Below are 24,786 nucleotides of genomic sequence, written 5' to 3'. Positions count from 1 at the left end.
GCCGTGACAGGCACGGGCTGGGACATCATCGTCGTGGGAGCCGGTTCCGCCGGCGCGGCACTCGCCGTACGCTCCGCCGAGCGGGGCAAGCGCGTCCTGCTGCTGGAGGCCGGACCCGACTACCGGTCGGCGCAGATGCATGAGGCATGGCGGTCGCCGAACCCCGTCCGCGCGCTGCTGGATCCCAGCGCCACCGAGGGCCTGGTCTGGATGGGCGTCAACTCCTCCCGGACCGACAAGCAGGCGCAGGCGCCCTACTGGCGCGGGCGCGGGGTGGGCGGCAGCTCGTCGATCAACGGGCAGATCGCGATCCGCCCGCCGATGGAGGACTTCGACGACTGGGCCGCGGCGGGCTGCGCCGGGTGGTCGTGGCGCGACGTACTGCCCTACTTCGCGAAGCTTGAGGACGACGCGGAGTTCGGAGACGAGCCGTACCACGGGCGCGGCGGGCCGACACCGATCTTCCGGATGCCGCAAGAGCAGTGGGGAGCGGTGGACTCCGCCCTGTCGGCCGCCGCGCTGGCCGCCGGACACCCGTGGGCGCCGGACGTGAACGCTCCCGGAGCGAGCGGGGTCTCGCCTTACCCGATCAACTCGCGCGCCGGGCGCAGGGTCACCGTCAACGACGGCTACCTCGAACCGGGCCGGTCCCTGCCCGGCCTCACCGTACGCGGCGGGGCCCTGGTGGATCAGGTCGTCTTCGACGGCGACCGCGCCACCGGCGTCCGGGTGATCGTGGACGGGACGGCGACGACCGAGTACGCGGACGAGATCGTGCTCAGCGCGGGCGTCATCCACTCCCCGGCGATCCTGCTGCGGTCGGGGGTCGGCCCGGCCGCCGACCTGCGCCGGTTGGGGATCACGGTACGGCGGGACCTGCCGGTCGGGCTCGGTATGCAGGACCATCCGATGATCGTCGTCGAGCTGCCGCTGACCGCGCAGGCCGCCATCAAGACGGCCGACGACCGCCACACCAATGTCTGCGTCCGCTACACCAGCGATCCCGGGGGTCTGCCGCACGACATGATGTTCGTCTCGCTGAACCAGAACGTGCTGTCCATGGAGGCCGCCGACACCCGGTTCCCGGCGGGCGGCTTCGGCGTGTGGCTGAACCAGAACCACTCACGCGGCGTACTGACGCTGACCTCCGCCGACCCCGAGGCCCAGCCCGAGGTACGGGAGCGGATGCTGTCGGACGCCCGCGATCTGGAACGGCTGCGCCAGGGGGTCCGCGCCCTGGTCGAAATGGCGCGCGGTCCCGAGGTCGCCCCGATCCTCGAAGGCTCGGTCGAGGGCCGCAACAGCCGGCTGTTCGCGGTGCTGGACAACGACGCCGAACTCGACGACCACCTCCTGGTCACCGCCGTAGACGCCCAGCACGGCACCAGCACCTGCCGGATGGGCGCGCCCGGCGACGCCGCCACGGTGGTCGATCCGTCGTGCCGCGTGCTCGGGGTCGACGGGCTGCGCGTGGTCGACGCGTCGATCCTCCCCTCTGTCCCGCGGGCCAACACCAACCTGGCAGCGATCATGGTCGGCGAGCTCATGGCCGACCGTCTCGGCTGAGCCCGCCCCTTCTTACCTGGCAAGGAGCACCATTCCGTGAAGACCCTGCAGAACCTGATCGGCGGCATGTGGGAGGACTCGCGTGGTGACGCGTTCCACGACGTGATCGATCCGGCGACCGAAGAGGTCGTCGGCCGCTCCCCCGGCGGCTCGCCGGAGGACGTCCGCCTGGCCGTCGACGCGGCCGTCCAGGCGCACCCGGCCTGGGCGGCACTCCCGGTCGCCGAACGCGTGGAGCGCCTGTCCCGGTGGGCGGACACGATCGCCGAGCACGCCGAGGAGCTGGCGGAGCTCGAATGCCGGGAGATGGGCAAGCCCGTCGCGCTCGGCCGTACCTTCATCGGGGGCGCGGCGCAAGGATTCAAGGCGGCGGTGGCCGAGGCCCTGGACTATCCGTTCGAGGAGACCGTCGCCGGTCCTGGCGGGAGCGCCACCACGATCCTGCGTAAGCCGCTCGGCGCCACGGCGGTCATCGTGCCGTGGAACTTCCCGGTGCCCATGGCGCTGGGGGCGCTCGGCCCGCTGCTGGCGGCGGGCAACACCGTCGTGCTCAAGCCGTCCGAGCGCTCCCCCATGTCGGCGGTACGGCTGCTGGAGCTGATGGATCTGCCGGCCGGCGTGGTGAACCTGGTTCTCGGCGACTCCCGGGCCGGTGCGCCGCTGGTCGCGGACGAACGGATCGGGCTCGTCCACTTCACCGGCTCGGTCGAGGCCGGACGCCGGGTCGGCGCGGAGAGCGGGGCCCTGCTACACCGGGCGATCCTCGAACTCGGCGGCAAGGACCCCGTGGTCGTGGACGCGGGAGTCGACCCGGCCGCGACCGCCGCGGCGGTCGCGTTCGGCGCGTTCGCCAACTCCGGCCAGATCTGTACGTCCATGGAACGCGTCTACGTACACCAGGACATCGCCGAGGCGTTCGTCGACGCCCTTGTCGAGGTCGCCAACGGTTACGCCCTGGGAGACGGGCGCGAGGAGAGCACGGTGCTGGGCCCGCTGGTCGACCGGCGTCAGCGCGACATCGTGGACCGGCACGTCACCGACGCGGTGGACCGCGGCGCCACCGTCCGCACGGGCGGGACGGTGCCCGAAGGCAAGGGCTTCTTCTACCCCGCCACCGTGCTCACCGGCGTGGACGACTCCATGCTGGTCATGACCGAGGAGACCTTCGGCCCGCTCGCCCCGGTCGAGGTCGTCTCCTCCTTCGAGGAGGGGCTGGAGAAGGCGGCCGGCACGCGTTTCGGCCTCGCCGCCACCGTGTACACCAATGACCCGGCGCACATGGCCGCGGCTCGCGACATCCCGGCCGGGGTCGTGTGGGTCAACCAGTGGCAGGGCGGCGGGCCCGAGCGGCTGTACGAGCCGGCGGGTGACAGCGGCATGGGGGCGACCGGGTCCCGCGCCGCCTACGACGCGGCCACCCGCCCCGTCTCGGTCCACACCGCCCCGTCCGCGTGACGGCCGACGCCAAGCGGCATGCCGCGGACGCAGTCGGCGCCTGGAGCAGCCGCCTGGTCGAGCTGTCTCATCGCATCCACTCCCACCCCGAGCCGGCCTTCGAGGAGACGCGGGCCAGCACGTGGGTGGCGGACGCGCTGAGCGCCGCCGGTTTCGACGTCCAGCACGGCTGCTACGACCTGCCCACCGCCGTACGGGCGAGCGTGGGAACGGGTCCGCTGCACATCGGGATCTGCGCCGAATACGATGCCCTGCCGCAGATCGGGCACGCCTGCGGGCACAACATCATCGCCGCCGCCGCGGTCGGCGCCGCGGCCGGACTGGCCGGGCTGGCCGACGATCTCGGGCTGACGGTGACCGTCCTCGGCACTCCGGCCGAAGAAGGCGGCGGCGGCAAGATCCTCATGCTGGAGCGCGGCGCGTTCGCGGGGCTCGACGCGGCGATGATGGTCCATCCCGCCGCGGTCGAGATGGCGGCGATGCCCGGCTCGGCCGTCTCCCAGTTCGACGCCTCCTACCGGGGGAAGCCCGCCCATGCGGGCGCGTACCCGGAGTTGGGCGTCAACGCGGCCGACGCGATGACCGTCGCGCAGGTGGCGATCGGGCTGCTGCGCCAGCAGACGGGCGCCGGTGACCGCGTCCACGGCATCGTCACCCAGGCCGGCACCGCGCCGAACGTGATCCCCGACGCCAGCCACGGGCGGTGGATCGTCCGGGCCTCCACGCTGGAGGCCCTGGCCGAGCTCAAGCCACGCGTGCGGCGCTGCTTCGACGCGGGAGCGGTGGCCACCGGGTGCGAGCTGACGATCACTCCCCTGGGCCCCGACTACGCCGACCTGCGGCCCGACGCGGGGATGTTGCGGCTGTACCGGGCCAATGCCGAGGCGCTGGGGCGTGTCTTCCCGGATCTGCCCGGTGGCGCTCCGGCCGGCGCGGCCACGGACATGGGCAACGTCTCCCATGTCGTCCCCACCATCCATCCCATGCTGGGGCTGGACTGCCTGCCCGCGGTCAACCATCAGCCCGAGTTCACCGCGGCCTGCGCCACTCCGGCCGCCGACAGAGCGGTCCTGGACGGCGCCACCGCCATGGCGTGGACCGCCATCGACCTCGCCCACGCCGCATCCGCTCAGCGGGCCTCCGGCGGCTGAGCCCCAGTCCGCGAGCCCGCGTTCGCCCCGGTCACCTCACTGGTGACCGGGGCGAACGTCGTACCGGAGAGGCGCGAGCTCAGCGCCCCTCGAAGGTGGGCTTGCGCTTGGCGAGGAACGCCTCGACCGCTCCGGTATGGTCGGCGGTCTGGCCCAGCTGTGCCTGGGCGTGTGCCTCGGCCGTGAGTACCGTCCCTAGGTCCCGGCCCCAGGACTGTGCGATCAGCAGCTTGGACGCGGCGTAGGCGGCGGTCGGCCCGGCCGCGAGCCGGGCCGCGAGCTCACGGCCCGCCTTACCGACGTCCGCGCGTGGGACCACGCGACCCGAGATCCCCCACGCGACGGCCTGCTGAGCGGTGAAGGACTCGCCGAGCAGGACGAGCTCCTTGGACCGGGCCTCACCGACCGACCGCGTGAGCGTCGTGGAAAGCCCGGAGTCGCACGTCAGCCCGATCCCGGTGAACGCCGTCGCGAAGACGGCCTCCTCGGCGAGGACGCGCAGGTCGCAGGCCAGCGCGAGGGCCAGCCCCGCGCCGACGCACGTACCGTTGACGGCCGCGACGACCGGCTTGCCCATCGTGGCCACGAGCCGGATGATCGGCGCGTAGTCCTCCTCGACCGTGTCGAACGCGTGCGCCGCGTCGGCGCGCAGGGCGGTCGCGTGCTCGGTGAGGTCCTGACCGACACAGAAGGCGTTGCCCGCGCCGGTCAGCAGTACGGCGCGGACGGTGTCGTCGGACGCGGCCTCCTCGAGCGCCCGGCGCAATGCCGTCTTCGTCCCGGCGTCCAGCGCGTTGCGGCGATCCGGGCGGTTCAGGGTGAGAACGGCCACGGCCCCGTCACGTTCGACGGTGACCGGGGCCGCGTCACGTTCGAGGGCGACCGGGGTCCCGTCACGTTCGACGGTGACCGGGATCGCGTCCTGGCTCGGTCCGGACATGTCAGGCCTCCGGCGCGGACGTCGCCGGCCAGGTTTTCGCCACGAGGGTCAGCACGTCGTACGTGGCGACCGCCTGGCCGTCCTGGTTGGACACGACGGCGTCCCAGCGGACCTCACCGTAGTCCGCGCCGCCGCGCGGGGTGATCTGCTTGACGGTCAGCGCCACGTCGATCGCGTCGCCGGGCTTGACCGGGGTGAGGAAGCGGAGTCCGTCGACGCCGAAGTTCGCCAGGACCGGTCCGGGCGCCGGGTCGACGAAGAGCCCGGCGGCCAGGGACACGACGAGGTACCCGTGGGCGACGATGCCGCCGAACAGCGGGTTCCGCGCGGCGGCCGCGGCGTCGGTGTGCGCGTAGAAGGTGTCCCCGGTGAACTCGGCGAAGTGCTCGACGTCCGCGAGCGTCACCGTCCGCGGCGCGGAGGCGATCGTGTCGCCCACGCGCAGCTCCGCCAGGGACTTCCGGAAGGGGTGGACGCCGGAGTCGACGCGGGCGGCGCCCGTCGTCCACCGTCCGGTGATCGCGGTGAGCTGGTCCGGGGATGCCTGTACGGCGGTGCGCTGCATGTGGTGCAGGACCCCTCGGATGCCGCCGAGCTCCTCACCGCTCCCGGCCCGGCCGGGGCCGCCGTGGACCAGGACGGGCAGCGGCGAGCCGTGCCCGGTGGACTCCCCGGCGTCGTCCCTGTCCAGGACGAGGACGCGACCGTGCCAGGGCGCCAGCCCGAGCACGACGGACCGCGCGACCTGCGGGTCGTGGGTGACGACGGAGGCGACGAGGCTCCCCTTGCCCCGGGCGGCGAGGGCGACGGCCGCGTCTACGCCGTCGTAGGTGAGCACGGTGCTCACCGGGCCGAACGGCTCCACGTCGTGCGGCTCGCCGGCGCCGGGGCGCGCGCGCAGCACGAGCGGGGTCATGAAGGCACCGCGCTCGGGGTCGCCGTCGAGCAGGGCCGCGCCTTCGAGGTCGCCGAAGACCACCTCGGCACCCGCCGTGAGCGCTTCGACGGCCTTGCGTACCTCGTCGCGCTGGGCGAGCCCGGCGAGCGGGCCCATCCGCACGTCCGGGTTGCGCGGGTCGCCGACGGTCACCTTCGCCAGGCGGGCGGTGAGCGCGTCGACCACCTGGTCGGCCATCGCCTCGGGTACGAGCACCCGGCGGATGGCTGTGCACTTCTGCCCCGCCTTGACCGTCATCTCGGTGACGACGCCTTTGACGAACAGGTCGAACTCCGGATCATCCGGCAGCACGTCCGGCCCGAGGATCGAGCAGTTGAGCGAGTCCGCCTCGACGCCGAGCAGGACGCCGCCGTCGAGCACGTTCGGGTGGCGGCGCAGGATGCCCGCCGTGTGCGCCGAGCCGGTGAAGGCGACGGAGTCCTGGATCGTCAGCTCGTCGAGCAGGCCACCCGCGCCGCCGGCGACGAGTTGCAGCGTCCCCTCGGGTAGGATCCCCGACTCGATGATCAGCCGGACGGCGAGTTCGGTGAGGTACGCGGTCTGGCTCCCGGGCTTGACGATCGACGGCAGCCCGGCGAGAAAGGCCGGGGCCAGCTTCTCGAGCATGCCCCAGACCGGGAAGTTGAAGGCGTTGATCTGCACCGCGACACCCGGCCGCGAGGTGTAGATGTGCTGGCCGACGAAGGTGCCGCCCTTGCCCAGGCGTTCGAGGCCGCCGTCGAGGAACACCGTGTCGTTCGGCAGCTCGCGGACCCCCTTGCTGGCGTAGCTGAACAGGGTGCCGATGCCGCCGTCCACGTCGACCATCGTGTCCCGTGAGGTGGCCCCGGTCCGTACGGACAGCGCGTAGAGCTCCTCCTTCCGCGCGATCAGGTGCTTGGCCAGCGCTTTGAGCAGGGCCGCCCGCTCGTGGAAGGTCAGGGATCGCAGCGCGGGTCCGCCGATGTCCCGGGCGTGCCGGACCATCGCGGCGATGTCCAGCCCCCGGCTCGAGATTCGCGCGACCTCCTCACCCGTGGCGGCGTCGAGCAGAGGTTGCCCGTCGTCCGCCGCCCGGAACCATCGTCCGGCGGCGTAGCTCTCCAGCAGCGCGCTCACGCTGTCTCCTCTCTACGGTTCTGCGGTTCCGCGGTTGGCGGGGGGCATCGGTCCTCTAGAACATTCCCCGTCACCGCGACCTGTTGCGCGGGACCCCCGACCCATGCGATGGTATTACTGACCGAGCGATAAGTAAATACGACCGATGTCACCGATGTCTCGGAGGAAAGATGACCACGACTCCGGCGGAGCCGGAACTGGAGGAGCGGCTGCAGGCCGGGTTCGACGCGACCATCGCGCGCAACGACCGGATCGAGCCCCGCGACTGGATGCCGGACGACTACCGCAGGACGCTCGTACGCCAGATCGCCCAGCACGCGCACTCCGAGATCATCGGCATGCAGCCCGAGGGCGCCTGGATCGGACGCGCCCCATCCCTGCGCCGCAAGGCGATCCTCCTGGCCAAGGTGCAGGACGAGGCCGGGCACGGCCTCTACCTGTACTCGGCGTGCGAGACCCTCGGCGTCTCCCGCATCGAGCTGACCGAGCTGCTGCTGGCCGGTCGGCAGAAGTACTCCTCGATCTTCAACTACCCGACGCTGTCCTACGCCGACGTCGGCACGATCGGCTGGCTCGTCGACGGAGCCGCGATCTGCAACCAGGTGCCGCTCTGCCGCACCTCTTATGGACCGTACGGGCGCGCCATGATCCGCATCTGCAAGGAGGAGTCCTTCCATCAGCGGCAGGGCTACGAGCTGCTCATGACGATGATGCGCGGCACCGACGCCCAGCGCGCCATGGTCCAGGAGTCGGTCGATCGGTTCTGGTGGCCGTCGCTCATGATGTTCGGCCCGCCGGATGGCGAGTCCCCCAACAGCGCGCGCTCGATGGCGTGGGGCGTCAAGCGCAACTCCAACGACGAGCTGCGCCAACGCTTCGTCGACATGACGGTCCCGCAGGCCGACGCCCTCGGGGTGACCCTGCCCGACCCCGACCTGCGCTGGAACGAGGAGCGCGGGCACCACGACTTCGGCGACCCGGACTGGGCGGAGCTCGCCGCGGTCATCCGCGGCGACGGGCCGTGCAACGCCGAACGTCTGCGCCACCGCCGCACGGCCCACGAGGACGGCGCCTGGGTACGCGAGGCGGCGTCGGCATTCGCGAACCGATCCGCCGAAGCGAACGGCTCGGCGCCGGTGGGACCGTCCGACGAGGGCGGTGCGCGATGAGCCCCGATCGGCGGGAATGGCCGCTTTACGAGGTGTTCGTCCGTAGCAAGCGCGGGCTCAACCACGTCCACGTCGGGTCGCTGCACGCCCCGGACGACGCGATGGCCCTGCGGCACGCGCGCGACGTCTACACGCGGCGCAACGAGGGCGTGAGCATCTGGGTCGTACGGGCCGACGCCATCACGGCCTCCAGCCCGGACGAGAAGGATCCCTTGTTCGCGCCGAACGGCGACAAGGTCTACCGGCACCCGACGTTCTACGAGATTCCCGAGAACGTGCCGCACATGTGACCCGGCCGACCACTCCCCGCCTTTACCCAGGCCATTCAGCCCAGTCCGAGCCATCCGCTCCATCCCGCCCAGACCAATCCATCCAGTCCACTTCAGTCCACCGACACGTCCGGAAGGCGGACCACCATGAGCGACGACCACGGCAGCGTCTTCGACGGCCTGATCGGCGGAGACTCCGCGCAGTGGGCGTTCGGCACCGATTTCGAGGACCCGCTGGCCGGTGTCGACACGACCGTGCCCGAGGGCGTCGACCACGCCGAACTCGCCGCGTACTGCCTCATGCTCGGCGACGACGCGCTGATCATGTCGCAGCGCCTGTCCGAGTGGTGCAGCCGGGCGCCGGACCTCGAAGAGGACATCGCCCTAGCGAACATCGCCCTCGACCTCCTCGGGCAGGCACGCCTGCTCCTGGCGCGGGCGGCCGCCGCCGACCCCGGCGTCGTGCCCGCCCTCCCGGACGGCTCACCGGTTCCCCCGGAGGACGCGCTGGCGTTCTTCCGTGACGCCGGGCAGTTCGGCAACGTACGCCTGGCCGAGGTGGCGAACGGCGACTTCGCGCACGTCGTCGTACGTCTGCTGCTGTTCTCGGTGGCCCGGCTCACGCTGCTGGAACGGCTGCGCGCGAGCACCGACACGGTGCTGGCCCACGTGGCGGCCAAGGGCGTCAAGGAGCTCACCTACCACCGGGACTGGGCGGCCCGCTGGTTCCTCACGCTGGCGCAGGGCACCGAGGAGTCGAGCCGCAGACTCGTCACCGCCCTCGGCGACCTGTGGCCGTACCAGCCGGAACTGGTCGCCACGCACCCGGTCGAGCGCTCGCTCGCGCGGGCCGGGGTCGGCGTCGACCCCGCGACCATCCGCGCTGAGGTGGACGGCATCCTCGACCAGGTGCTCGCCATGAGCGGCGTCGCCCGCCCGGACCATCCGCCCCTGGCGGGCGACGGCGGGCGGCACGGCACGCACACCGAGGCCTTCAGCGGCTTGCTCGCCGAGATGCAGGTGGTCGCACGCGCACACCCGAGCGGGCGCTGGTGACCGCCCAAAACCGCGCCGTGGAGATCGCCGGGCAGGTGCGTGATCCCGAGATGCCCATGCTGACCCTTGCCGACCTCGGTGTGCTGCGCGGTGTCGACGTCGAGCGGACAACGGACGGCGACGAGATCGTGGTCGCCTCGATCACCCCTACCTACACCGGCTGCCCGGCCATGGGCACCATGCGCGACGATCTGGTCCATCGGTTGAACGATGCGGGATTCCCCCGTGTCGAGGTGCGCGTCGTGCTCGACCCGCCCTGGTCGAGCGACTGGATCTCCGAGCGGGGCCGGGCCGCCCTGCGGGAGGCCGGGCTGTCGGCCCCCGGCCCCGCCCGTCGGCAGAGTGGGCCGGTGGCGCTCACGCTCGGGCCGCGGCGGCTCGCCCCGGCCTGTCCGCGCTGCGGTTCGACGGTCACCCGCCTGGTCTCCGAATTCGGCGCCACCGCCTGCAAGGCCCTCTACAGCTGTACCGACTGCCTTGAGCCGTTCGAGCATGTCAAGGAGATATGAGATGAGCACGCTCGCGCCCGGCCGCGCGACGACCCGGGCGTCCGCCGCTTTCCACCAGCTGACCGTGGCGGCGGTCGACCACCTGTGCGAGGACGCCGTGGCGATCACGTTCGCGGTGCCGGAGGAGTTGCGCGAAGTGTACGACTTCCGGGCCGGGCAGTCGCTCACCCTCCGCCGCTTCGTAGACGGCCAGGAGCACCGGCGGTCCTACTCGATCTGCGCACCGGCCGGTGCCCCGCCGCGTATCGGGGTCCGCGAGATACCGGACGGGCTCTTCTCCTCCTGGCTCGTCCACGAGGTGGTGCCGGGAACGCGGATCGAGGTGCAGGCTCCGACCGGATCCTGGCGGGCCGACCCGGCGCTGGGAGAGCGGCACCTGTGCGTAGCCGCCGGGTCGGGCATCACCCCGATGCTGTCGGTCGCCTCCACGGTGCTGGCCCATCCCGCCGCCCAGGTGTCGCTTCTGTACGGCAACCGGACGAGCCGTACCGTGATGTTCGCGGAGGAACTCGGCGACCTGAAGAACCGGTACGGTCCCCGGCTCCAGGTCGTCCACGTGCTGTCACGCGAGCCACGCGAGGTCGAGCTGTTCTCGGGGCGGCTCGACGGCGACCGGCTGCGTCGCCTGCTCACCCAGCTGGTTCCGGTTGAGACCTTCGATCACGTCTGGCTGTGCGGGCCGCTGCGCATGGTCGAGGACGCGCGGACCGTACTCACCGAACTCGCCGTCCCCGCGCGGAACGTCCACGTCGAACTCTTCTATGCCGACGCGCCCCCGCCACCGCCGCGGCGGGAGGACAAGATGACGACCGGCGCGAGCAGCGTGCTGACGACGGTGCTCGACGGACTGCGTACGACGTCTACCGTCTCCCGGGAGACGACGCTCCTCGATGGCGCCCAGGCGACGCGGGCCGACCTGCCGTTCGCCTGCAAGGGCGGAGTCTGCGGGACGTGCCGCGCCGTCGTCCGCGAGGGTGAGGTGGACATGCGCCGTAACTACGCCCTCGAAGAGTCCGAGGTGGCGGCCGGGTTCGTCCTCACCTGCCAGACGTTTCCCGTGAGCGGGAACGTTACGGTCGACTACGACGCCTGATCTTCGCTTTCACTACCCGATGTTCTCTGCGTTTTCCGACCTCAGGAGCTCTTCGTGACCGAAGCCTTCGTCGTCTCCGGCGTACGGACGCCGATAGGCCGCTACGGCGGCGCGCTGGCCCACGTCCGCCCCGACGATCTCGCCGCCCTCGTCGTGGGCGAGGCCGTCGCCCGGGCGGACATCGACCCTGGTCTCGTCGATGAGGTGGTCTTCGGCGCGGCAAACCAGGCCGGTGAGGACAACCGCAACGTCGCCCGGATGGCCGCTCTCCTGGCGGGCCTGCCCGACTCGGTGCCCGGCTTCACGGTCAACCGGCTCTGCGCCTCCGGCCTCACCGCGGTCGCGACGGCGCGCGCCCTCATCGCGGCGGGTGACGTCGATGTCGTCGTCGCGGGCGGGGTGGAGTCGATGACCCGGGCGCCGTGGGTCACCGAGAAACCGGCCAAGGCGTTCGCCAAGCCGGGTGCCTCCTTCGACACCTCGATCGGCTGGCGGTTCACCAACGCCCGTTTCGACGCCGCGACGACCGCCTCCATGCCGCAGACCGCCGAGACGGTGGCGCGGCGCTGGGGTCTGACCCGCGACGAGCTCGACGCGTTCGCGCTTCGCTCCCACGAGCGGGCCGTCGCGGCGATCAAGGAGGGCTGGTTCACCGACGAGATCGTCCCCGTACCGGTCGGCGCCGGCGTCGTCGACGTCGACGAGGGGCCGCGGCCGGACACGAGCCTGGAGCGGCTGGCCCGCTTGCGACCGGTCAACGGTCCTGACGGGGTCGTCACCGCCGGCAATTCCAGCTCGCTCAACGACGGCGCCGCGGCCGTCGTCGTGGTGAGCGAGCGCTTCCTCGAACAGTCCGGCCTGACCCCGCGGGCCCGGCTCGTGGCGGCGGCGAACGCCGGTGTGCCGCCGGAGATCATGGGGATCGGCCCGGTCCCGGCGACCCGCAAGGTGCTCGAGCGTACCGGGTGGAGCGTGGACGACCTCGACGCCGTCGAGCTCAACGAGGCGTTCGCCGCGCAGTCCCTCGCTTGCGTCCGCGATCTCGGGCTCGACCTCGACGTGGTCAACGCCGACGGCGGAGCCATCGCTCTCGGACACCCGCTGGGCGCGTCCGGGGCCCGGATCCTCGTGACCCTGCTCGGCCGGCTCGAACGCTCCGGCGGCCGGCGCGGGCTGGCGACCATGTGCGTCGGTGTCGGCCAGGGCAGCGCTCTCCTGGTGGAGCGGCCATGACGCTGATCGTCGAGGAAGGGGCCGACCGGGTCGTGTGGCGGCTCAACAGACCCGAGGTCCGCAACGCGATCGACCGCGAGCTGGTCGCCGCGCTCCACCAGGCGTGCGCCGCCGTCGAAGAGGAGCCGCGCGTCGTACTCCTGACCGGCGAGGGGCCGGCCTTCGCGGCCGGAGCGGACATCGCCCAGCTCCGCGAGCGGAACCGGGAGGACGCGCTGCGGGGCATCAACTCGAAGATCTTCGACCGGATCCACCGGCTGCCGATGCCGACCGTGGCTCTCATCGACGGGTACGCCCTGGGCGGCGGGGCCGAGCTCGCGTACGCCTGCGACTTCCGCATCGGCACGCCGCGCGCGCGGATCGGCAACCCGGAGACGGACCTCGGCATCGTCGCGGCGGCCGGCGCGGCCTGGCGCCTCGCCGAGCTCGTCGGGGAACCCCTGGCCAAGGAGATCCTCCTCGCGGGCCGTGTTCTCACGGCTGAGGAGGCGCGGGCCGTGTACCTGCTCAACGACGTCGTGGAGCCCGAAGACCTGCTGGCCGCGGGACATCGGCTCGCCGACCGCATCACCGCGCGGGCGCCGTTGGCGACGCGGCTGACCAAGGCGGTCTTCCACGCCCCACGGGCCGCGCACCCGTTCGTCGACGACGTCGCGCAGGCGGTCCTGTTCGAGACGGAGGAGAAACACACTCGCATGACGGCATTCCTGAACCGGCGACAGGAGCGAAACTCATGACCGGCGACGCCCGGGCGCAGACGCGGCACGCGACCGGCGATCCCGTTGCGCAGACGCGGCACGCGACCGGTGATCCCGTTGCGCAGACGCGGCACACGACCGGCGATCCCCTCGCGCAGACGCGACTCACGACCGGCGGTGCCCTGCCACGGACGGTGGGTGTCTTCGGCGGCGGGCGGATGGGGTCCGGGATCGCGCACGCGTTCCTGGCCTCGGGCAGCCACGTGATCGTCGTGGAGAACGGCCCCGAAGCGGCTGACCAGGCCAACGCCCGGGTGGGCGACAGCCTGGCCAAGGCGGGCGCGAAAGGCAAGCTCGAAGTCCCGCTCCCGGACGCCCAGGCCCGGCTGCGGACGACCACCGACCCGGGCGAGCTGGCCCCATGCGAGCTCGTCATCGAGGCGGTCCCGGAGGACGTGGCGCTCAAGGCCGAGGTGCTCGCTCTGATCGAGCGGCGGGCGCCGGACGCGGTGCTCGCCTCGAACACCAGCAGCCTGTCGATCGGCGGGCTCGCCGCCGGTCTGGCCTCACCGGGCCGCTTTCTCGGGCTGCACTTCTTCAACCCCGTCCCGGTGAGCGACCTCGTCGAGATCGTCACCGGGCCCCGCACCGAACCGGCGCTCGTGACGCGGGCGCAGGAGTGGGTGACGGCCCTCGGCAAGACGCCGATCACCGTCGCGGACTCGCCGGGTTTCGCGAGCAGCCGCCTCGGCGTCTGCCTGGCGCTCGAGGCGATGCGGATGCTGGAGGAGGGCGTCGCGAGCGCGGCCGACATCGACACGGCGATGACCCTCGGCTACCGCCACCCGATGGGACCGCTCCGGACCACCGACGTGGTCGGACTCGACGTGCGGCTCGCGATCGCCGAGCATCTGGCGCGCGAGCTGGGACCCCGTTTCGAGCCGCCGCGGATCCTGCGCGACCTCGTCACCGCCGGGCACCTTGGCCGCAAGACGGGCCAGGGCTTCTACACCTGGTGAGCAGGCAGGCGCTGAGGTGGGCGCGGTCGCGCGGGCTGAGGCTTCAGGGTCGGCGGGTCGCTCGGGGAGTTCAGGCTTGGTGGCTGGCCAAGCCGTCGAAGGCGAGGACGGTGATGGCGTCGGCGACCGTCGCCGCGTCGTACACACCGTCCGGGCGATACCACTCGACCAGCGAGTTCACCATGCCGAACAGCAGCCGGCTCACGAGCGTCGGCGGTACGTCGTCGCGCAGGGAGCCCTCCGCGACGGCGTCCGCGACGAGCGCGGCGAGGCGGTCGTCGAGCCAGCGACGCCGCTCCAGGGCGGCCAGCTCGATCCCGCTGTTGCCGCGCACCCGGAGCAGGAGCGTGACGGAGGGCTGGTGCGCCACGAGAACCTCGACGCTGCGCCGCACCACCTCACGCAGGCGTTCGTACGCCGTCGCCCCGGCCCGATCGCGGGCGGCCGCGGTCACGACGGCGGTGAGCTCGTCGAGAGCGTCGTCCAGTGCCTGGCTGAGCAGTTGCTCCTTGCTCGTGACGTGGTGGTAGATGGCCGGCTTCGTCAGTCCGAGCTCCTTGGCCAGGTCTCCCATGCTCGTGGCGTCGTACCCCTTGCGGTTGAACAGTTCCACGGCGGTGCGCAGGATCGCGGCCTGGTCGTAGCCGGGGCGGCCACGACCACGGCGCGGGGTCGGCTCGGCGGGCTCGGTCGTCGTCACGAAAGAAGGATCTCACGGCAGTTCAGGCGCCCCGGTGGCCGCCTTGCGCCTTGACGGCCGGCCGCGCGCTCACGCCGGGAAGTCCTTGGGGTTGATCGAGGTGGTCCGCGCGTTGCCGCCCCTGACCGGGTTGAGGGTCAGAGTCCAGACGCTCCTCGAGGTGGCGGTCGTGGTGAACCTCAGCCGATCGTTGAACCGCTGGTACACGGCGCTCTGGCTGAACCTGCCCTTCGACACCCTGAACCGGGAGCCGGTGGTGAAGTAGACCCGGTACGTCCCGTCCCTGACATCCCTGACGCTGGCGCTGGACCTGGCGCGAACGTAGATGCTGATCGCCTTGGTCCTGCCCTTGACCAGTGTGACGACGCCGTCCCTGGAGGTGCCGTTCTTGATCTTGAGCGTGCCCTGGCCGCCGCTGACGCGGTCGTAGAGGATCCTGCCATTGCGCGGCCGCGAAGCGGCGGCCGAGTCGGCCGCCTGCGAAACCGAAGCGACGGTACGCTCGCCGATCGCTGTGGCGGCGGCCGGGGAGGCGGTCAGCAGGCCACCGGCCAGCGCGACGGCCGCGACGACACCGGTGCGTAATGGGGTTCCTTCGAAAAGTCTCTTCACCGTGTACATCTCCTTGAGGGTCGCACGATCAGACCAAAGATAGATCGCCTATCCGTTATTCACCAGGAGACAGGGATTCGCGGCGAGCGATCAGCCGATTCACCCGGCGACGAGACAACCACCTTCGTGATAGTTGCGCACGGCGCTTGATTCCGTATCGTCCCCACCAGCGGCCCCCGACGACCACGTAAGGAATGATCGGCATGTCCGACGATGTGGCGCGACGCGTTTTCCGGGTGGTCGACACATTCGACCCCGACAAGTTCGCCCAGTTGCTGGCCGAGGACGCCACGTTGGTGTTCGGCAACGCCGAGCCGACAGTGGGGCGCGAGGCCATCGCCGCCGGGCTGCGGACGTTCTTCTCCACCATCGGCGGCCTGCGGCACCGGATCGTCAGGAGCTGGCACGTGGACGCCGACACCATCGCCGAGACCGAGGTCACCTACCGGCGGCTCGACGGAAAGGACGTCAGCGTCGCGGCCGTGTCCATCTGGCGCACTCGTGACGACGGACTGATCTCGGACTACCGCATCTTCATCGACCTCGCACCCGTCTATGCGGCTTAGTCAGGTCGGATCTCTCGCCATACAAGATCGCCATAAGCGGCGCGCGCCTTTACAAGGCAAATCAATATCATCGGCGCTTTTTCTTATGCGTATTTCTACACGTTCCGTCGTTGAACCCGGCTGCTGCCGCACCCCGTACAACCGTGCGACAACACAGCTATGAGCCTCACCCTCGAGGCGCTTGAAAGGGTCATCATGACGAAGCGCATCCTCACCGTCCCCGGCCTGGTTCTCGCTACCGCTCTGGTCGCAGGTGGCCTCGCGCCCGCCGCGGCGCAGGCGAGTACGAGCTCCGATGTCTACCTGGCCGCCTCGCTGCAGGGCAAGAACGAGGTGCCCGCGGCGGGCGCGAAGGTCGGCGACAAGAACGGCAGCGCCATCGCCGTGTTCCGTATCCATGGCGACCAGGTCGATTACGCCATCCGCTGGCAGAACGTCGCCGCCCCGACCGCGTTCCACATCCACCAGGGCAAGGCGGGCAAGAACGGCGACGTCAAGATCCCGTTCTTCGGCGAGGCGCTGCCCGGCAGCCTGAGCGCCGTGAAGGGGACCGTCAAGGTCAGCGACTCCGGCCTGCTCAACCGGATCAAGAGCAACCCCAGGAAGTGGTACGCCAACCTGCACACCGGCGAGTTCCCCGGCGGCGCCGTCCGCGCCCAGCTGTACAAGATCCACCCGGTGGCGCTCGAGTCGGTGCTGGCGAACGGCTCGCGCTCCACCCTCACCGCCTCGGCCGACGGCCGGCAGGAGGTCCCGGCGCCCGGTACGAAGGTCGGCGACAAGGACGGGCGGGCCGCCTGGCTCGTCTGGGTCAAGGGCACCCAGGTGCACTTCGCCACCGCCTGGAAGAAGATCGCCGCGCCGACGAACGGGCACATCCACCGCGGCAAGAAGGGCAAGAACGGCCCCGTGGTCGTGAACTTCTTCAGCGCCGCCAACGGCCTGCCCGCCGGGATCAACGGCATCGCGGGCACGGCGAGCACCTCCGCCAAGGTGGCCGGCGGGATCAAGCACAACCCGAAGAACTGGTACGTCAACCTGCACACCGGTGAGTTCCCCGGCGGCGCGGTGCGCGGCCAGCTCCACGGCGGCGGCTGGTAAGACCCCGGATACCGCGCGGGCCGGCCGATCAGGGCCGGCCCCCTCGCCTTCTGCCGGAACCCGCGCCGCCGTCGCATCCGTCCGCTCAGCTGCCGGTCAGCCGTTCAGGAGCGCCTCGCGCGGTTACGTTAAGGGTTGACAACCAGGACCAAGCGGCGCAGGAGATCCCCCATGACCGACATCCCGGGCCAGGCATTCTTCGGCAAGATCGACACCACGAGGCCGCATTCAGCGCGGGTGTGGAACTACCTCCTCGGAGGCAAGGACTTCTACCCCGTCGACCGCGAAGCAGCCGAGCAGTACAAGGAGATGTTTCCCGGGATCGTCGACATTGCCCGGACCGACCGCGCCTTCCTTGGCCGGGCTGTGCGCTACCTGACTGGCGAGGGCGTCCGCCAGTTCCTGGACATCGGGACCGGCCTGCCGACGATGGACAACACCCACGAGGTCGCCCAGCGGGTCGCCCCGGAGTGCCGGATCGTCTACGTCGACAACGATCCCCTCGTGTTATTACACGCCGCGGCGTTGCTGAGCAGCTCTGAGGAGGGGGTCTGCGACTACATCGACGCTGACCTGCGCGACCCGGACAAGATTTTGGAGCTGGCCGCGCGGACGCTGAACTTCGACGAGCCGGTCGCGATCATGCTGCTGGGGATTCTGCATCTCATCCCGGACTTCGACCAAGCGCACCAGATCGTGACGCGTCTGCTGGACGCCGTAGGCCCAGGCAGCTGCCTGGCGATCACCCATGCCACGCTCGATCTCGACGGTGAAGCAACTGAGCAGGCCGAGGCCCAGCAGGAATGGAACAAGAAGGCCGACCCCATCACCCCCCGCACCCACGCCGACATCAGCCGGTTCTTCGACGGCCTGCAGATGGTAGAACCCGGCCTGGTCTCGATGTCACGGTGGCGGGTCGAGGCCACTCCCTGGGGTGAACCCGCCGAGGTGCCCGGCTTCTGCGGAATCGGCCGCAAACCCTGAGGCCCGTGACCGCTGCCTCCGCCGCTGACCTGGACTCCGCAGGACGACCCGCCCTCGGCGCGCGTTTCGGCGATAGGTACGGTGTGTCCAATGCTTACGGTAGTGACAGCGTTCACCCCCATCTGGATCATCGGCGCCCTCGGGTGGCTGACCGGGCGTTTCCGGGTGGCGAGCGGGCAGTTCCAGCAGGCGCTCACGGGGTTCACGTTCACCATCGCCATGCCGGCCGTACTGTTCACCACGCTCAGCCGTACGCCGCTCAGCCAGATCCAGCCGCGGCCGCTGCTCGCCTTCGCGATCAGCACCGTCTTCGTCGGCGTGCTCGCACTCGTGACGCTGCGCGGCAAGCTGCCCGACCGGGTGATCGGGGCGATGTCGTCGGCCTACGTCAACGCCGGCAACCTCGGCATCCCCATCGGCCTGTACGTCCTGCACGACGCGACCTTCGTGGTGTCGGTGCTGATCTTCCAGGTGCTGGTGATGTCTCCGCTGATCTTCCTGGGCCTGGGCGTCGAACGCTCCTCCCTGCTGGCCCCGCTGCGGATGCCGATCGTGGTGGCCTCGGTGCTCGGCCTGGGCATGTCCGCCCTCGGCTGGCAGCTGCCCGAACCCGTGATGCGGCCGCTGAACCTGCTCGGCGGCGCGGCGGTGCCGCTGGCGCTGTTCGCGCTGGGCATGTCGCTGAACGGCTCGGCCGTCGCCTGGCGCCGGGTCGCTCCGGTGGTGACGCTCAAGCTGCTGGTCCAGCCGCTGGTGGCGTTCCTGGTCGGGCGGTTCCTGCTTCATCTCGACGGCCATGCGCTGTTCGCGGCCGTCCTGTTCGCCGGGCTGCCCACCGCGCAGAACACCTACGTCTACGCCGCCGAGTACGGGCGGCCCACCGAGTTGCCCCGCGACACCATCCTGGTCTCGAGCGTCCTGTCGCTGGCCACCCTCTCGTTGATCGCCGTGCTGGCCGGGGGCGCGGGCGCGCTCGCCCTCAAGTGATCGCCAACCGGCGATCTTTGGGTAGAAGGTACTCGTAACATCGAACTCAGCTCCATGAGGTACCCGTGTCGAGACTTCTGCGCCTGTTAACCGCCCCGCTGCTCATCGTGACCCTCGTCCTGACCGGCACCCCGGCCCGCGCCGACAGCGACCCGCTGCTCGCCACCCAGTGGCAGCTCGCCTGGGACACCTACCGGTTCTACGAACACCTGACCGGCCCCCTCCCCCTGGACGGCCGGACCGCGGTCACCCGTGACCTCCCGATCGACATCGACGCCCCCCTTGACCACGTCTTCGCGGCGTACTCCGACATCAACCACCACATCGGCCTGCACCCCTTCCTGAAGCGCGTCGCCACCCACGCCGACTACGTCCAGGACGGGCTGCGCTACGTCAACTTCACGGCCGTCGAGGACGTCCCGGTCACCGACGGGGTGCCCGTCACCGTCAACACGCACGCCCAGCAGCGCGTCCACGCGGCGGAGTACTTCTACGAAACCGACACCTGGACCATGCCCAACGTCGTCACCCACCAGCGGATCGACTTCACCGACCTGGGCGGCGGCCGGACCCGGGTGACCGAGCACCTCACGTTCGAGGCGAACGTCCTGCTCATCGACTTCACCGTGACCAACGGCGTCTCCTCCCACCAGCAGACCCAGGTGGCGCTGAAGGAGGCCATCGAGAGCGGCCGGCTGTGACGAGCCGGGCGGCCACAAGGCCGACTGCGACGGGCCATGCGGTCACAAGGCCGGCCGTGACAAGCCGGGCGGTCACGTTCGAGAGGTGACGCCCTTACCGCGTCCTGTCCTCAGCCCGGCAGGACGCGGTAGCCCGCGTCCACGGGGATGTGGGCACCCGCCACAGCGCCGAAGCCACCGTCGAGGACCGAACCGATCACCGCGGCCACATCCCCCGGGTCGAGCATCCGGCCCAGGACCGAGCGGCGGGCCAGCGCCGCTTCCGTCTGAGGGGTGCGCATGCCCGCGCTGCCCTCGGTGCGTACGCCGGCGGGGGCCACGGTGTTGACGGCGATCCCCCACCCGCCGGCTTCGGCGGCGACGTGCTGCGCGAAGGTGTTGAGCGCGGCCTTGGCGGTCGCGTGCGCGATGGTGCCGGGGCGTACCAGGTCGGCGCTGAGGCTGGAGACGTAGACGATCCGGCCCTCGCCCTGCTTCCGCATGAGGTCGAGGACCTGCCGGGTGATGTGGAAGACGGCTGACAGCTCTCCGAGAACCTTGCCCGAGAAGTCCGACCAGGACAGCTCGGTCAGCGGCGCGAAGGGCGGGCTGATGTCGGCGTTGCAGACGAGCGCGTCGACCCGCTCGCAGGTGGCCACCATGCCGGCCACCTGGCCGACCTCGGCCAGGGGATCAGCGAGCCCCTCCAGGCGCTGTTCGACTGGATCCGGAATCACGCGAACGCCATCCTCGCCGCCCAGGCAGCTCACGAACGGCAAGGCGGCTGAGCCGGCTCATCCTCCTCCGGAGCCACTTCCCGAGCGCCATCACGCTCATGCATGGACCGATCAGGCTTAACCCTCCGCTAACCCATAGAGCCTGGACCGATAACCAAATTTCGGGCATGCTTGTCGAGATCATCAGTAAAGTGGTCTATGAAGGGACAATCAGGTGAGAATGCCGACAAAGGCGGCAATCTTTACGGCGGCACTCTGCCTCAGCGGTGTCATTGCCAGCCCGGCGAACGCCGCCGCGGCGGCGAGCCCGGAGAGCATCTGCGGCGCCGGCTACGGGCGCATCACCGGCGGCACGCAGCCGGTCAAGACCTCGAGCGGCCGCCGCTACGGCACGGTCTACCTGCTCTACAACCGCGGCAACGGCTACAACTGCGTGGTCACGATCAAGTCGAGCTTCGTCGGTACGAGGACCCCGGTCAGCGCCGAGCTCACGATCATGGCCAAGCCGGTCAAGGACACGAAGCAGGACCCGATCGTGCGCTCCAACCGCGGCAACTTCAAGTCCTACGCGGGACCGGTGAGGTACTGGGCCCAGGGCAGGTGCGTGAAGTTCTGGGGCACGATCAAGCCGCTCGGCCACGACCCGGCCGTCGCCAGCGGGGGCCGTGCGAAGTGGGGCAACTGCGGATAAAACCGCGATGGCGCCTCCGTCTTACCGAAGGGTACGAACTGTTGCTGGCGCTCGCCATGCGAGTCGGTGATTACCGGTAGAACTGTTGTTGGATTTCTACGACCCGCTTGGTTGCGACGGATGGTAATCGTGGGGTAATTTTCTGTCACAGCCGGGCGCCTGACTGGCGCTCGGTCCCCGCCCCTGTTGGTGTCCGCATCAACGGGACAGCGTCCGGCGGGGCAGTGGCCCAAGAGGCGCACTTCCTCCAGCAGTGCGCAGTCAGGCCCTGACAACGCGGTTCTCACCCACGGTCCGCCCGGCTTGCCGGACGGACGCGGCTTCGGCTTCCACCGGATCACTGCCCGGCCTCCGCCGGGTGCGACGAGACTACGCCGATGTCCGTTTTACTCAGGTAAACACAGGGAACCGAAGACGCTTGTCGAGGTTCCATACTGACTCCCTGACTTGATCGTCGGGAGGCCAGATGTTGTACGGACGCGGCGCCGAGCAGGCCGAGATCGACGCGCTGCTCGAAGCCGCAAGGGCCGGATGCAGCGGCTCGCTCGTCGTCAAGGGCGAGAGCGGCATCGGCAAGTCGGCGCTCCTCGGCTACGCCGCCGGGCGGGCCGCCGGCTGGCCGGTGCTGCGCACGCTGGGAGTGGAGTCGGAGACCGAGCTGCCGTTCGCCGCTCTCCATCTGCTCCTGCGGCCGGTGCTCGGGCATGCCGAGCGGTTGCCGCCCGGCCAGGCGGCGGCGTTGCGCGGGGCGATCGGGGCGGCGCCCGCCGAGGTGACCGACCGGTTCCTGGTCGGGCTGGCCGCGCTCACGCTGCTGTCCGATCTGGCGGGCGACGGGCCGATCCTGTGCCTGGTCGATGACGCGCAGTGGCTCGACGACGCCTCCGCGGACGCGCTGCTGTTCGCGGCCAGGCGGCTCGACGCAGAGGGCGTGGTCATGCTGTTCGCCCTCCGGGACGGCGCGGCCACCCCGCGCCCTGGGGCGATGGCCGCGCCCGGGGTGGCTGAGCTGCGGCTGGGCAGGCTGGAGGCGGCGGTTGCGGCGGAGTTTCTGGCCGATCGGGCTCGCGACCTGGCGCCGCAGGTAAGGCGCCGGGTCCTCGACGAAGCGGCGGGCAACCCGCTGGCGCTGATCGAGTTCGCCGCCGTACTGACCCCTGAGCAGCGGGCGGGCCGGTTGAGCCCACTGCCGTTCGCGGGCGAGTCGGGGCCTCTGTCGGACCGGGTGCGGACCACGTTCGAGGCTTACATCGACCGTTTTCCCGAGCCGGCCAGGGCGGCGCTGCTCGTCGCGGCGGCCGACGACACCGGGGATCTGGACCTGATCCTGCGGGCCGCCGCCCGTCTCGGCGCGACGGTCGCGGACCTGGCGCTGGCCGAACGCGAGGAGCTGATCGAGCTCTCGGCGGCCGGCCTGTCGTTCCGGCACCCGCTGATCAGGAGCGCGGCCTACCGTGGGGCGCCGTACTTCCGCCGGGTCGCGGCCCACCTGGCACTGGCGGAGTCGCTGAGCGACCAGACGGGCAGGTGTCTGGGCGACCCCATGGGCAGACCCCTGGACGGCCGGATGACCGCGCCCCTCGACGGCCGAATAGCCGGGCCCCCGCACGGACGGACGACCACGCCCCTGGACAACTCGACGGCCGCGTCCCTGGACGATCGGGCGGCCGAATCGCTCGATGGTCAGGCGCGGGCCGATCGGCGGGCCTGGCATCGGGCCGCCGCCGCGACCGGCCCGGACGAGAGGGTCGCCGGGGAACTGGAGCGGGCCGCCTTACGGGCGCGCGACCGGCAGGGCACGGCCGCCGCGTCCGTGGCGTACGAGCGGGCCGCCGACCTCACCGCCGACACCGCCCGCACAGCACGCAGGCTGATCGCGGCGGCGGAGCTGGCGGTCCAGGCGGGTCAGCTGAAGCGGGCCGCCGCGCTGGCCGACCGGGCGGCGCCGCTCGCCACGACACTCGCTACGACCCCGGCCGAGCTCGCCCACCTCGCCCAGGTACGTGCCTGCGTGGAGGTGGAGCAGGGCTCGCCGAGCGCGGCGGGCCGGATCCTGACCGAGGGCGCGGAGCACGTACGGACCGCCGACCCCGCGCTCGCGGCCCGCATGCTGGCCGAGGCGATCCATCACGCCTCCTTCGCCGCCGACCCCAAGCTCGCCCACGACGCCGACCACCGGCTCAGCGCGCTCGCACCACCGCTCCCAAAAGGGCCGCAACCGCCAGACGGGCCGCAGCCGCTACCCCAAAGGCCCGGGGTGCTCGCCGCCGGAATGGCGGTCATGGCGCGGCTCGTGGAGGGCCAGGCCGTGGTGGACCTCTCCCCTATCCGCGCGGCCGCCCGGCTGGCGCGTGACTCCCCCGATCTGCTGCCCCTCGCCGCCTCCCTGAGCATCGTCTCGGGTGACGAGGTCACGGCCCACGGGCTGGCCGAGTCGCTGGTCGCCCGCTGTCGCGAGCGCGGCCTGATCGGCCTGCTCCCCCAGGCGCTGGCGCTGTTCGCGCAGGCCCAGATGCTGCGCGGCAGGCACCATGAAGCGTCGGCCGCCGCGTCCGAGGCGCTGACCGTCGCCTCCGACATCCACCAGGCCCATCGGGCCGGCCACGTGTACGGGCTGCTGGCCTGGCTGGCCGCGGTCGGCGGTGCGGAGGAGCGCTGTCTGGAGCTGGCCGCGAAGGCGGACGGCGACGTCGAGGCCACCAGGGCGCTGGCCGCCTGGGCGCTCGGTCTGTCCCAGCTGGGCCAGGGCAGGGCCGGGGCCGCTCTCGACCACCTCCGGACGGCGGGCGACCGCCATCCCGTGGTCGCGCTCTGCGCGGCGCCCGACCTGGTCGAGGCGGCGGTCCGCGCCGGGCGGGCGGATCTGGCGGAGGGGGCGGCGGCCAGGTTCGCGGGCTGGGCGGCCGTCGTGGAGCGCCCGTGGGCGAACGCGGTCGCCGCCCGGGTCAGGGGGCTGCTGGCCGAGGGTGACGAGGCGGGCAGGCACTTCGCGCGGGCCGTGGCCGTACCCGCTGATCAGCCGTTCCAGCAGGCGCGCAACGAGTTGCTGTACGGCGAGTGGCTCAGGCGCGCGCACCGCCGTTCGGACGCGCGGCGGCGGCTGCGCGCCGCCTTCGAGGCGTTCGACGCGCTCGGCGCCGCGCCGTGGGCCCGCCGCGCCCACGGCGAGCTGGAGGCGGCCGGCGAGGCCGCCGTGTCCAGGAGTGGCGGCCTGTTCGACCGGCTGACGCCGCAAGAGCGTCAGGTGGTACGGCTGGCGGCGGCCGGGCTGTCCAATCGGCAGATCGGCGCGCGGCTGTTCCTCAGCCCCCGTACGGTGGGACATCATTTGTACAAAGCGTTTCCCAAGCTCGGTGTGGCTTCCCGAGCCCAGCTCGGCGACCTCGACCTAGGTGAGTGACCGCGGCTACTTAGTCGCGAGCCCGCATGACCGGTCAGGCGCCGCGCGCCGACCGATTCGCGGATGATCGCCCGCGCTTTACCGTGCTTCCGACCTCACGGAAACGGAGCGCGT

General features: G+C 71.2%; 23 protein-coding genes. 18 read left to right on the top strand and 5 right to left on the bottom strand.

Annotated features, from left to right (window positions below; genetic code table 11):
- Positions 1-3 precede the first annotated feature (3 nt).
- From AB0L53_RS50505 to AB0L53_RS50495, 3 genes are read left to right on the top strand one after another with little or no spacing between them, the layout of a single operon-like run.
- Positions 4-1,566 (top strand): GMC family oxidoreductase N-terminal domain-containing protein, encoded by a 1,563-nt coding sequence (locus AB0L53_RS50505; RefSeq protein WP_364011379.1) that lies wholly within the window; start codon positions 4-6, stop codon positions 1,564-1,566.
- A 36-nt stretch (positions 1,567-1,602) separates the two neighbouring features.
- Complete coding sequence (locus tag AB0L53_RS50500) at positions 1,603-3,021, top strand: aldehyde dehydrogenase family protein (RefSeq protein WP_364011376.1); 1,419 nt, start codon at positions 1,603-1,605, stop codon at positions 3,019-3,021.
- The gene (locus AB0L53_RS50495) at positions 3,018-4,172 is read left to right on the top strand and encodes a M20 family metallopeptidase (RefSeq protein ID WP_364011373.1); all 1,155 of its coding nucleotides are present in this window, start codon (positions 3,018-3,020) and stop codon (positions 4,170-4,172) included. The genes AB0L53_RS50500 and AB0L53_RS50495 overlap by 4 nt, the downstream gene beginning before the upstream one ends.
- Before the next feature lie 79 nt (positions 4,173-4,251).
- On the opposite strand, the gene AB0L53_RS50490 is transcribed toward AB0L53_RS50495, so the two are convergent.
- Positions 4,252-5,112: an enoyl-CoA hydratase-related protein gene (locus AB0L53_RS50490; protein WP_364011370.1), complete on the bottom strand. Its 861-nt coding sequence runs from the start codon at positions 5,110-5,112 to the stop codon at positions 4,252-4,254.
- 1 nt (position 5,113) lies between these two features.
- Complete coding sequence (gene paaZ / locus AB0L53_RS50485) at positions 5,114-7,168, bottom strand: phenylacetic acid degradation bifunctional protein PaaZ (protein WP_364011367.1); 2,055 nt, start codon at positions 7,166-7,168, stop codon at positions 5,114-5,116.
- Between the two features lie 170 nt (positions 7,169-7,338).
- Between paaZ and paaA the strand changes: the two genes are divergently transcribed.
- From paaA to AB0L53_RS50445, 8 genes are all read left to right on the top strand, one after another.
- Positions 7,339-8,337, top strand: coding sequence for a 1,2-phenylacetyl-CoA epoxidase subunit PaaA (gene paaA / locus AB0L53_RS50480; RefSeq protein ID WP_364011364.1), 999 nt, complete (start codon positions 7,339-7,341; stop codon positions 8,335-8,337).
- Complete coding sequence (gene paaB / locus AB0L53_RS50475) at positions 8,334-8,627, top strand: 1,2-phenylacetyl-CoA epoxidase subunit PaaB (protein WP_357952079.1); 294 nt, start codon at positions 8,334-8,336, stop codon at positions 8,625-8,627. Before paaA ends, paaB begins: the two co-directional genes overlap by 4 nt.
- Before the next feature lie 126 nt (positions 8,628-8,753).
- The gene (paaC, locus tag AB0L53_RS50470) at positions 8,754-9,662 is read left to right on the top strand and encodes a 1,2-phenylacetyl-CoA epoxidase subunit PaaC (RefSeq protein ID WP_364011360.1); all 909 of its coding nucleotides are present in this window, start codon (positions 8,754-8,756) and stop codon (positions 9,660-9,662) included.
- Positions 9,659-10,171, top strand: coding sequence for a 1,2-phenylacetyl-CoA epoxidase subunit PaaD (gene paaD / locus AB0L53_RS50465; protein ID WP_364011357.1), 513 nt, complete (start codon positions 9,659-9,661; stop codon positions 10,169-10,171). The genes paaC and paaD overlap by 4 nt, the downstream gene beginning before the upstream one ends.
- A 1-nt stretch (position 10,172) precedes the next feature.
- Positions 10,173-11,264, top strand: a complete 1,092-nt coding sequence (paaE, locus tag AB0L53_RS50460) for a 1,2-phenylacetyl-CoA epoxidase subunit PaaE (protein WP_364011354.1) — start codon at positions 10,173-10,175, stop codon at positions 11,262-11,264.
- 54 nt (positions 11,265-11,318) lie between these two features.
- A complete protein-coding gene (locus AB0L53_RS50455; protein WP_364011352.1) occupies positions 11,319-12,497 on the top strand; it encodes a thiolase family protein in 1,179 nt (392 codons plus the stop codon).
- The gene (locus AB0L53_RS50450) at positions 12,494-13,234 is read left to right on the top strand and encodes an enoyl-CoA hydratase/isomerase family protein (protein ID WP_364011349.1); all 741 of its coding nucleotides are present in this window, start codon (positions 12,494-12,496) and stop codon (positions 13,232-13,234) included. Before AB0L53_RS50455 ends, AB0L53_RS50450 begins: the two co-directional genes overlap by 4 nt.
- The gene (locus AB0L53_RS50445; protein ID WP_364011346.1) at positions 13,231-14,214 is read left to right on the top strand and encodes a 3-hydroxyacyl-CoA dehydrogenase family protein; all 984 of its coding nucleotides are present in this window, start codon (positions 13,231-13,233) and stop codon (positions 14,212-14,214) included. The genes AB0L53_RS50450 and AB0L53_RS50445 overlap by 4 nt, the downstream gene beginning before the upstream one ends.
- A 70-nt stretch (positions 14,215-14,284) precedes the next feature.
- Here the strand turns inward: AB0L53_RS50445 and AB0L53_RS50440 are convergent, their stop codons facing one another.
- Together AB0L53_RS50440 and AB0L53_RS50435 are read right to left on the bottom strand one after the other, a co-directional pair.
- Entirely contained in the window at positions 14,285-14,914 is a 630-nt protein-coding gene (locus tag AB0L53_RS50440) for a TetR/AcrR family transcriptional regulator (RefSeq protein WP_364011343.1), read from the bottom strand.
- Between the two features lie 69 nt (positions 14,915-14,983).
- Positions 14,984-15,526 carry a hypothetical protein gene (locus AB0L53_RS50435; RefSeq protein ID WP_364011340.1) on the bottom strand — a complete coding sequence of 181 codons (543 nt, stop codon included), beginning with the start codon at positions 15,524-15,526 and terminating at the stop codon, positions 14,984-14,986.
- 203 nt (positions 15,527-15,729) lie between these two features.
- Here AB0L53_RS50435 and AB0L53_RS50430 point away from each other — a divergent pair, with 203 nt between their 5' ends.
- From AB0L53_RS50430 to AB0L53_RS50410, 5 genes are all read left to right on the top strand, one after another.
- On the top strand, positions 15,730-16,092 hold the full coding sequence (locus AB0L53_RS50430; protein WP_364011337.1) for a nuclear transport factor 2 family protein: 363 nt from the start codon (positions 15,730-15,732) through the stop codon (positions 16,090-16,092).
- 195 nt (positions 16,093-16,287) lie between these two features.
- Positions 16,288-17,193: a CHRD domain-containing protein gene (locus AB0L53_RS50425; protein ID WP_364011334.1), complete on the top strand. Its 906-nt coding sequence runs from the start codon at positions 16,288-16,290 to the stop codon at positions 17,191-17,193.
- A 171-nt stretch (positions 17,194-17,364) separates the two neighbouring features.
- Positions 17,365-18,177, top strand: a complete 813-nt coding sequence (locus tag AB0L53_RS50420; RefSeq protein WP_364011331.1) for an SAM-dependent methyltransferase — start codon at positions 17,365-17,367, stop codon at positions 18,175-18,177.
- 90 nt (positions 18,178-18,267) lie between these two features.
- Positions 18,268-19,164 carry an AEC family transporter gene (locus AB0L53_RS50415; protein ID WP_364011328.1) on the top strand — a complete coding sequence of 299 codons (897 nt, stop codon included), beginning with the start codon at positions 18,268-18,270 and terminating at the stop codon, positions 19,162-19,164.
- 65 nt (positions 19,165-19,229) lie between these two features.
- A complete protein-coding gene (locus tag AB0L53_RS50410; RefSeq protein ID WP_364011325.1) occupies positions 19,230-19,865 on the top strand; it encodes an SRPBCC family protein in 636 nt (211 codons plus the stop codon).
- 110 nt (positions 19,866-19,975) lie between these two features.
- On the opposite strand, the gene AB0L53_RS50405 is transcribed toward AB0L53_RS50410, so the two are convergent.
- Positions 19,976-20,581 carry an SDR family oxidoreductase gene (locus AB0L53_RS50405; protein ID WP_364011322.1) on the bottom strand — a complete coding sequence of 202 codons (606 nt, stop codon included), beginning with the start codon at positions 20,579-20,581 and terminating at the stop codon, positions 19,976-19,978.
- Between the two features lie 214 nt (positions 20,582-20,795).
- Here AB0L53_RS50405 and AB0L53_RS50400 point away from each other — a divergent pair, with 214 nt between their 5' ends.
- Both AB0L53_RS50400 and AB0L53_RS50395 read left to right on the top strand, forming a co-directional pair.
- A complete protein-coding gene (locus AB0L53_RS50400) occupies positions 20,796-21,272 on the top strand; it encodes a hypothetical protein (RefSeq protein WP_364011319.1) in 477 nt (158 codons plus the stop codon).
- A gap of 466 nt (positions 21,273-21,738) precedes the next feature.
- Entirely contained in the window at positions 21,739-24,672 is a 2,934-nt protein-coding gene (locus AB0L53_RS50395) for an AAA family ATPase (RefSeq protein WP_364011316.1), read from the top strand.
- The last annotated feature ends 114 nt before the right edge of the window (positions 24,673-24,786 follow it).

The organism is Nonomuraea sp. NPDC052129, assembly GCF_040680095.1.
GTDB lineage: Bacteria > Actinomycetota > Actinomycetes > Streptosporangiales > Streptosporangiaceae > Nonomuraea.
The sequence above is the reverse complement of the archived record's forward strand: the minus strand, read 5'-3'. Positions and strand labels throughout refer to the sequence as shown.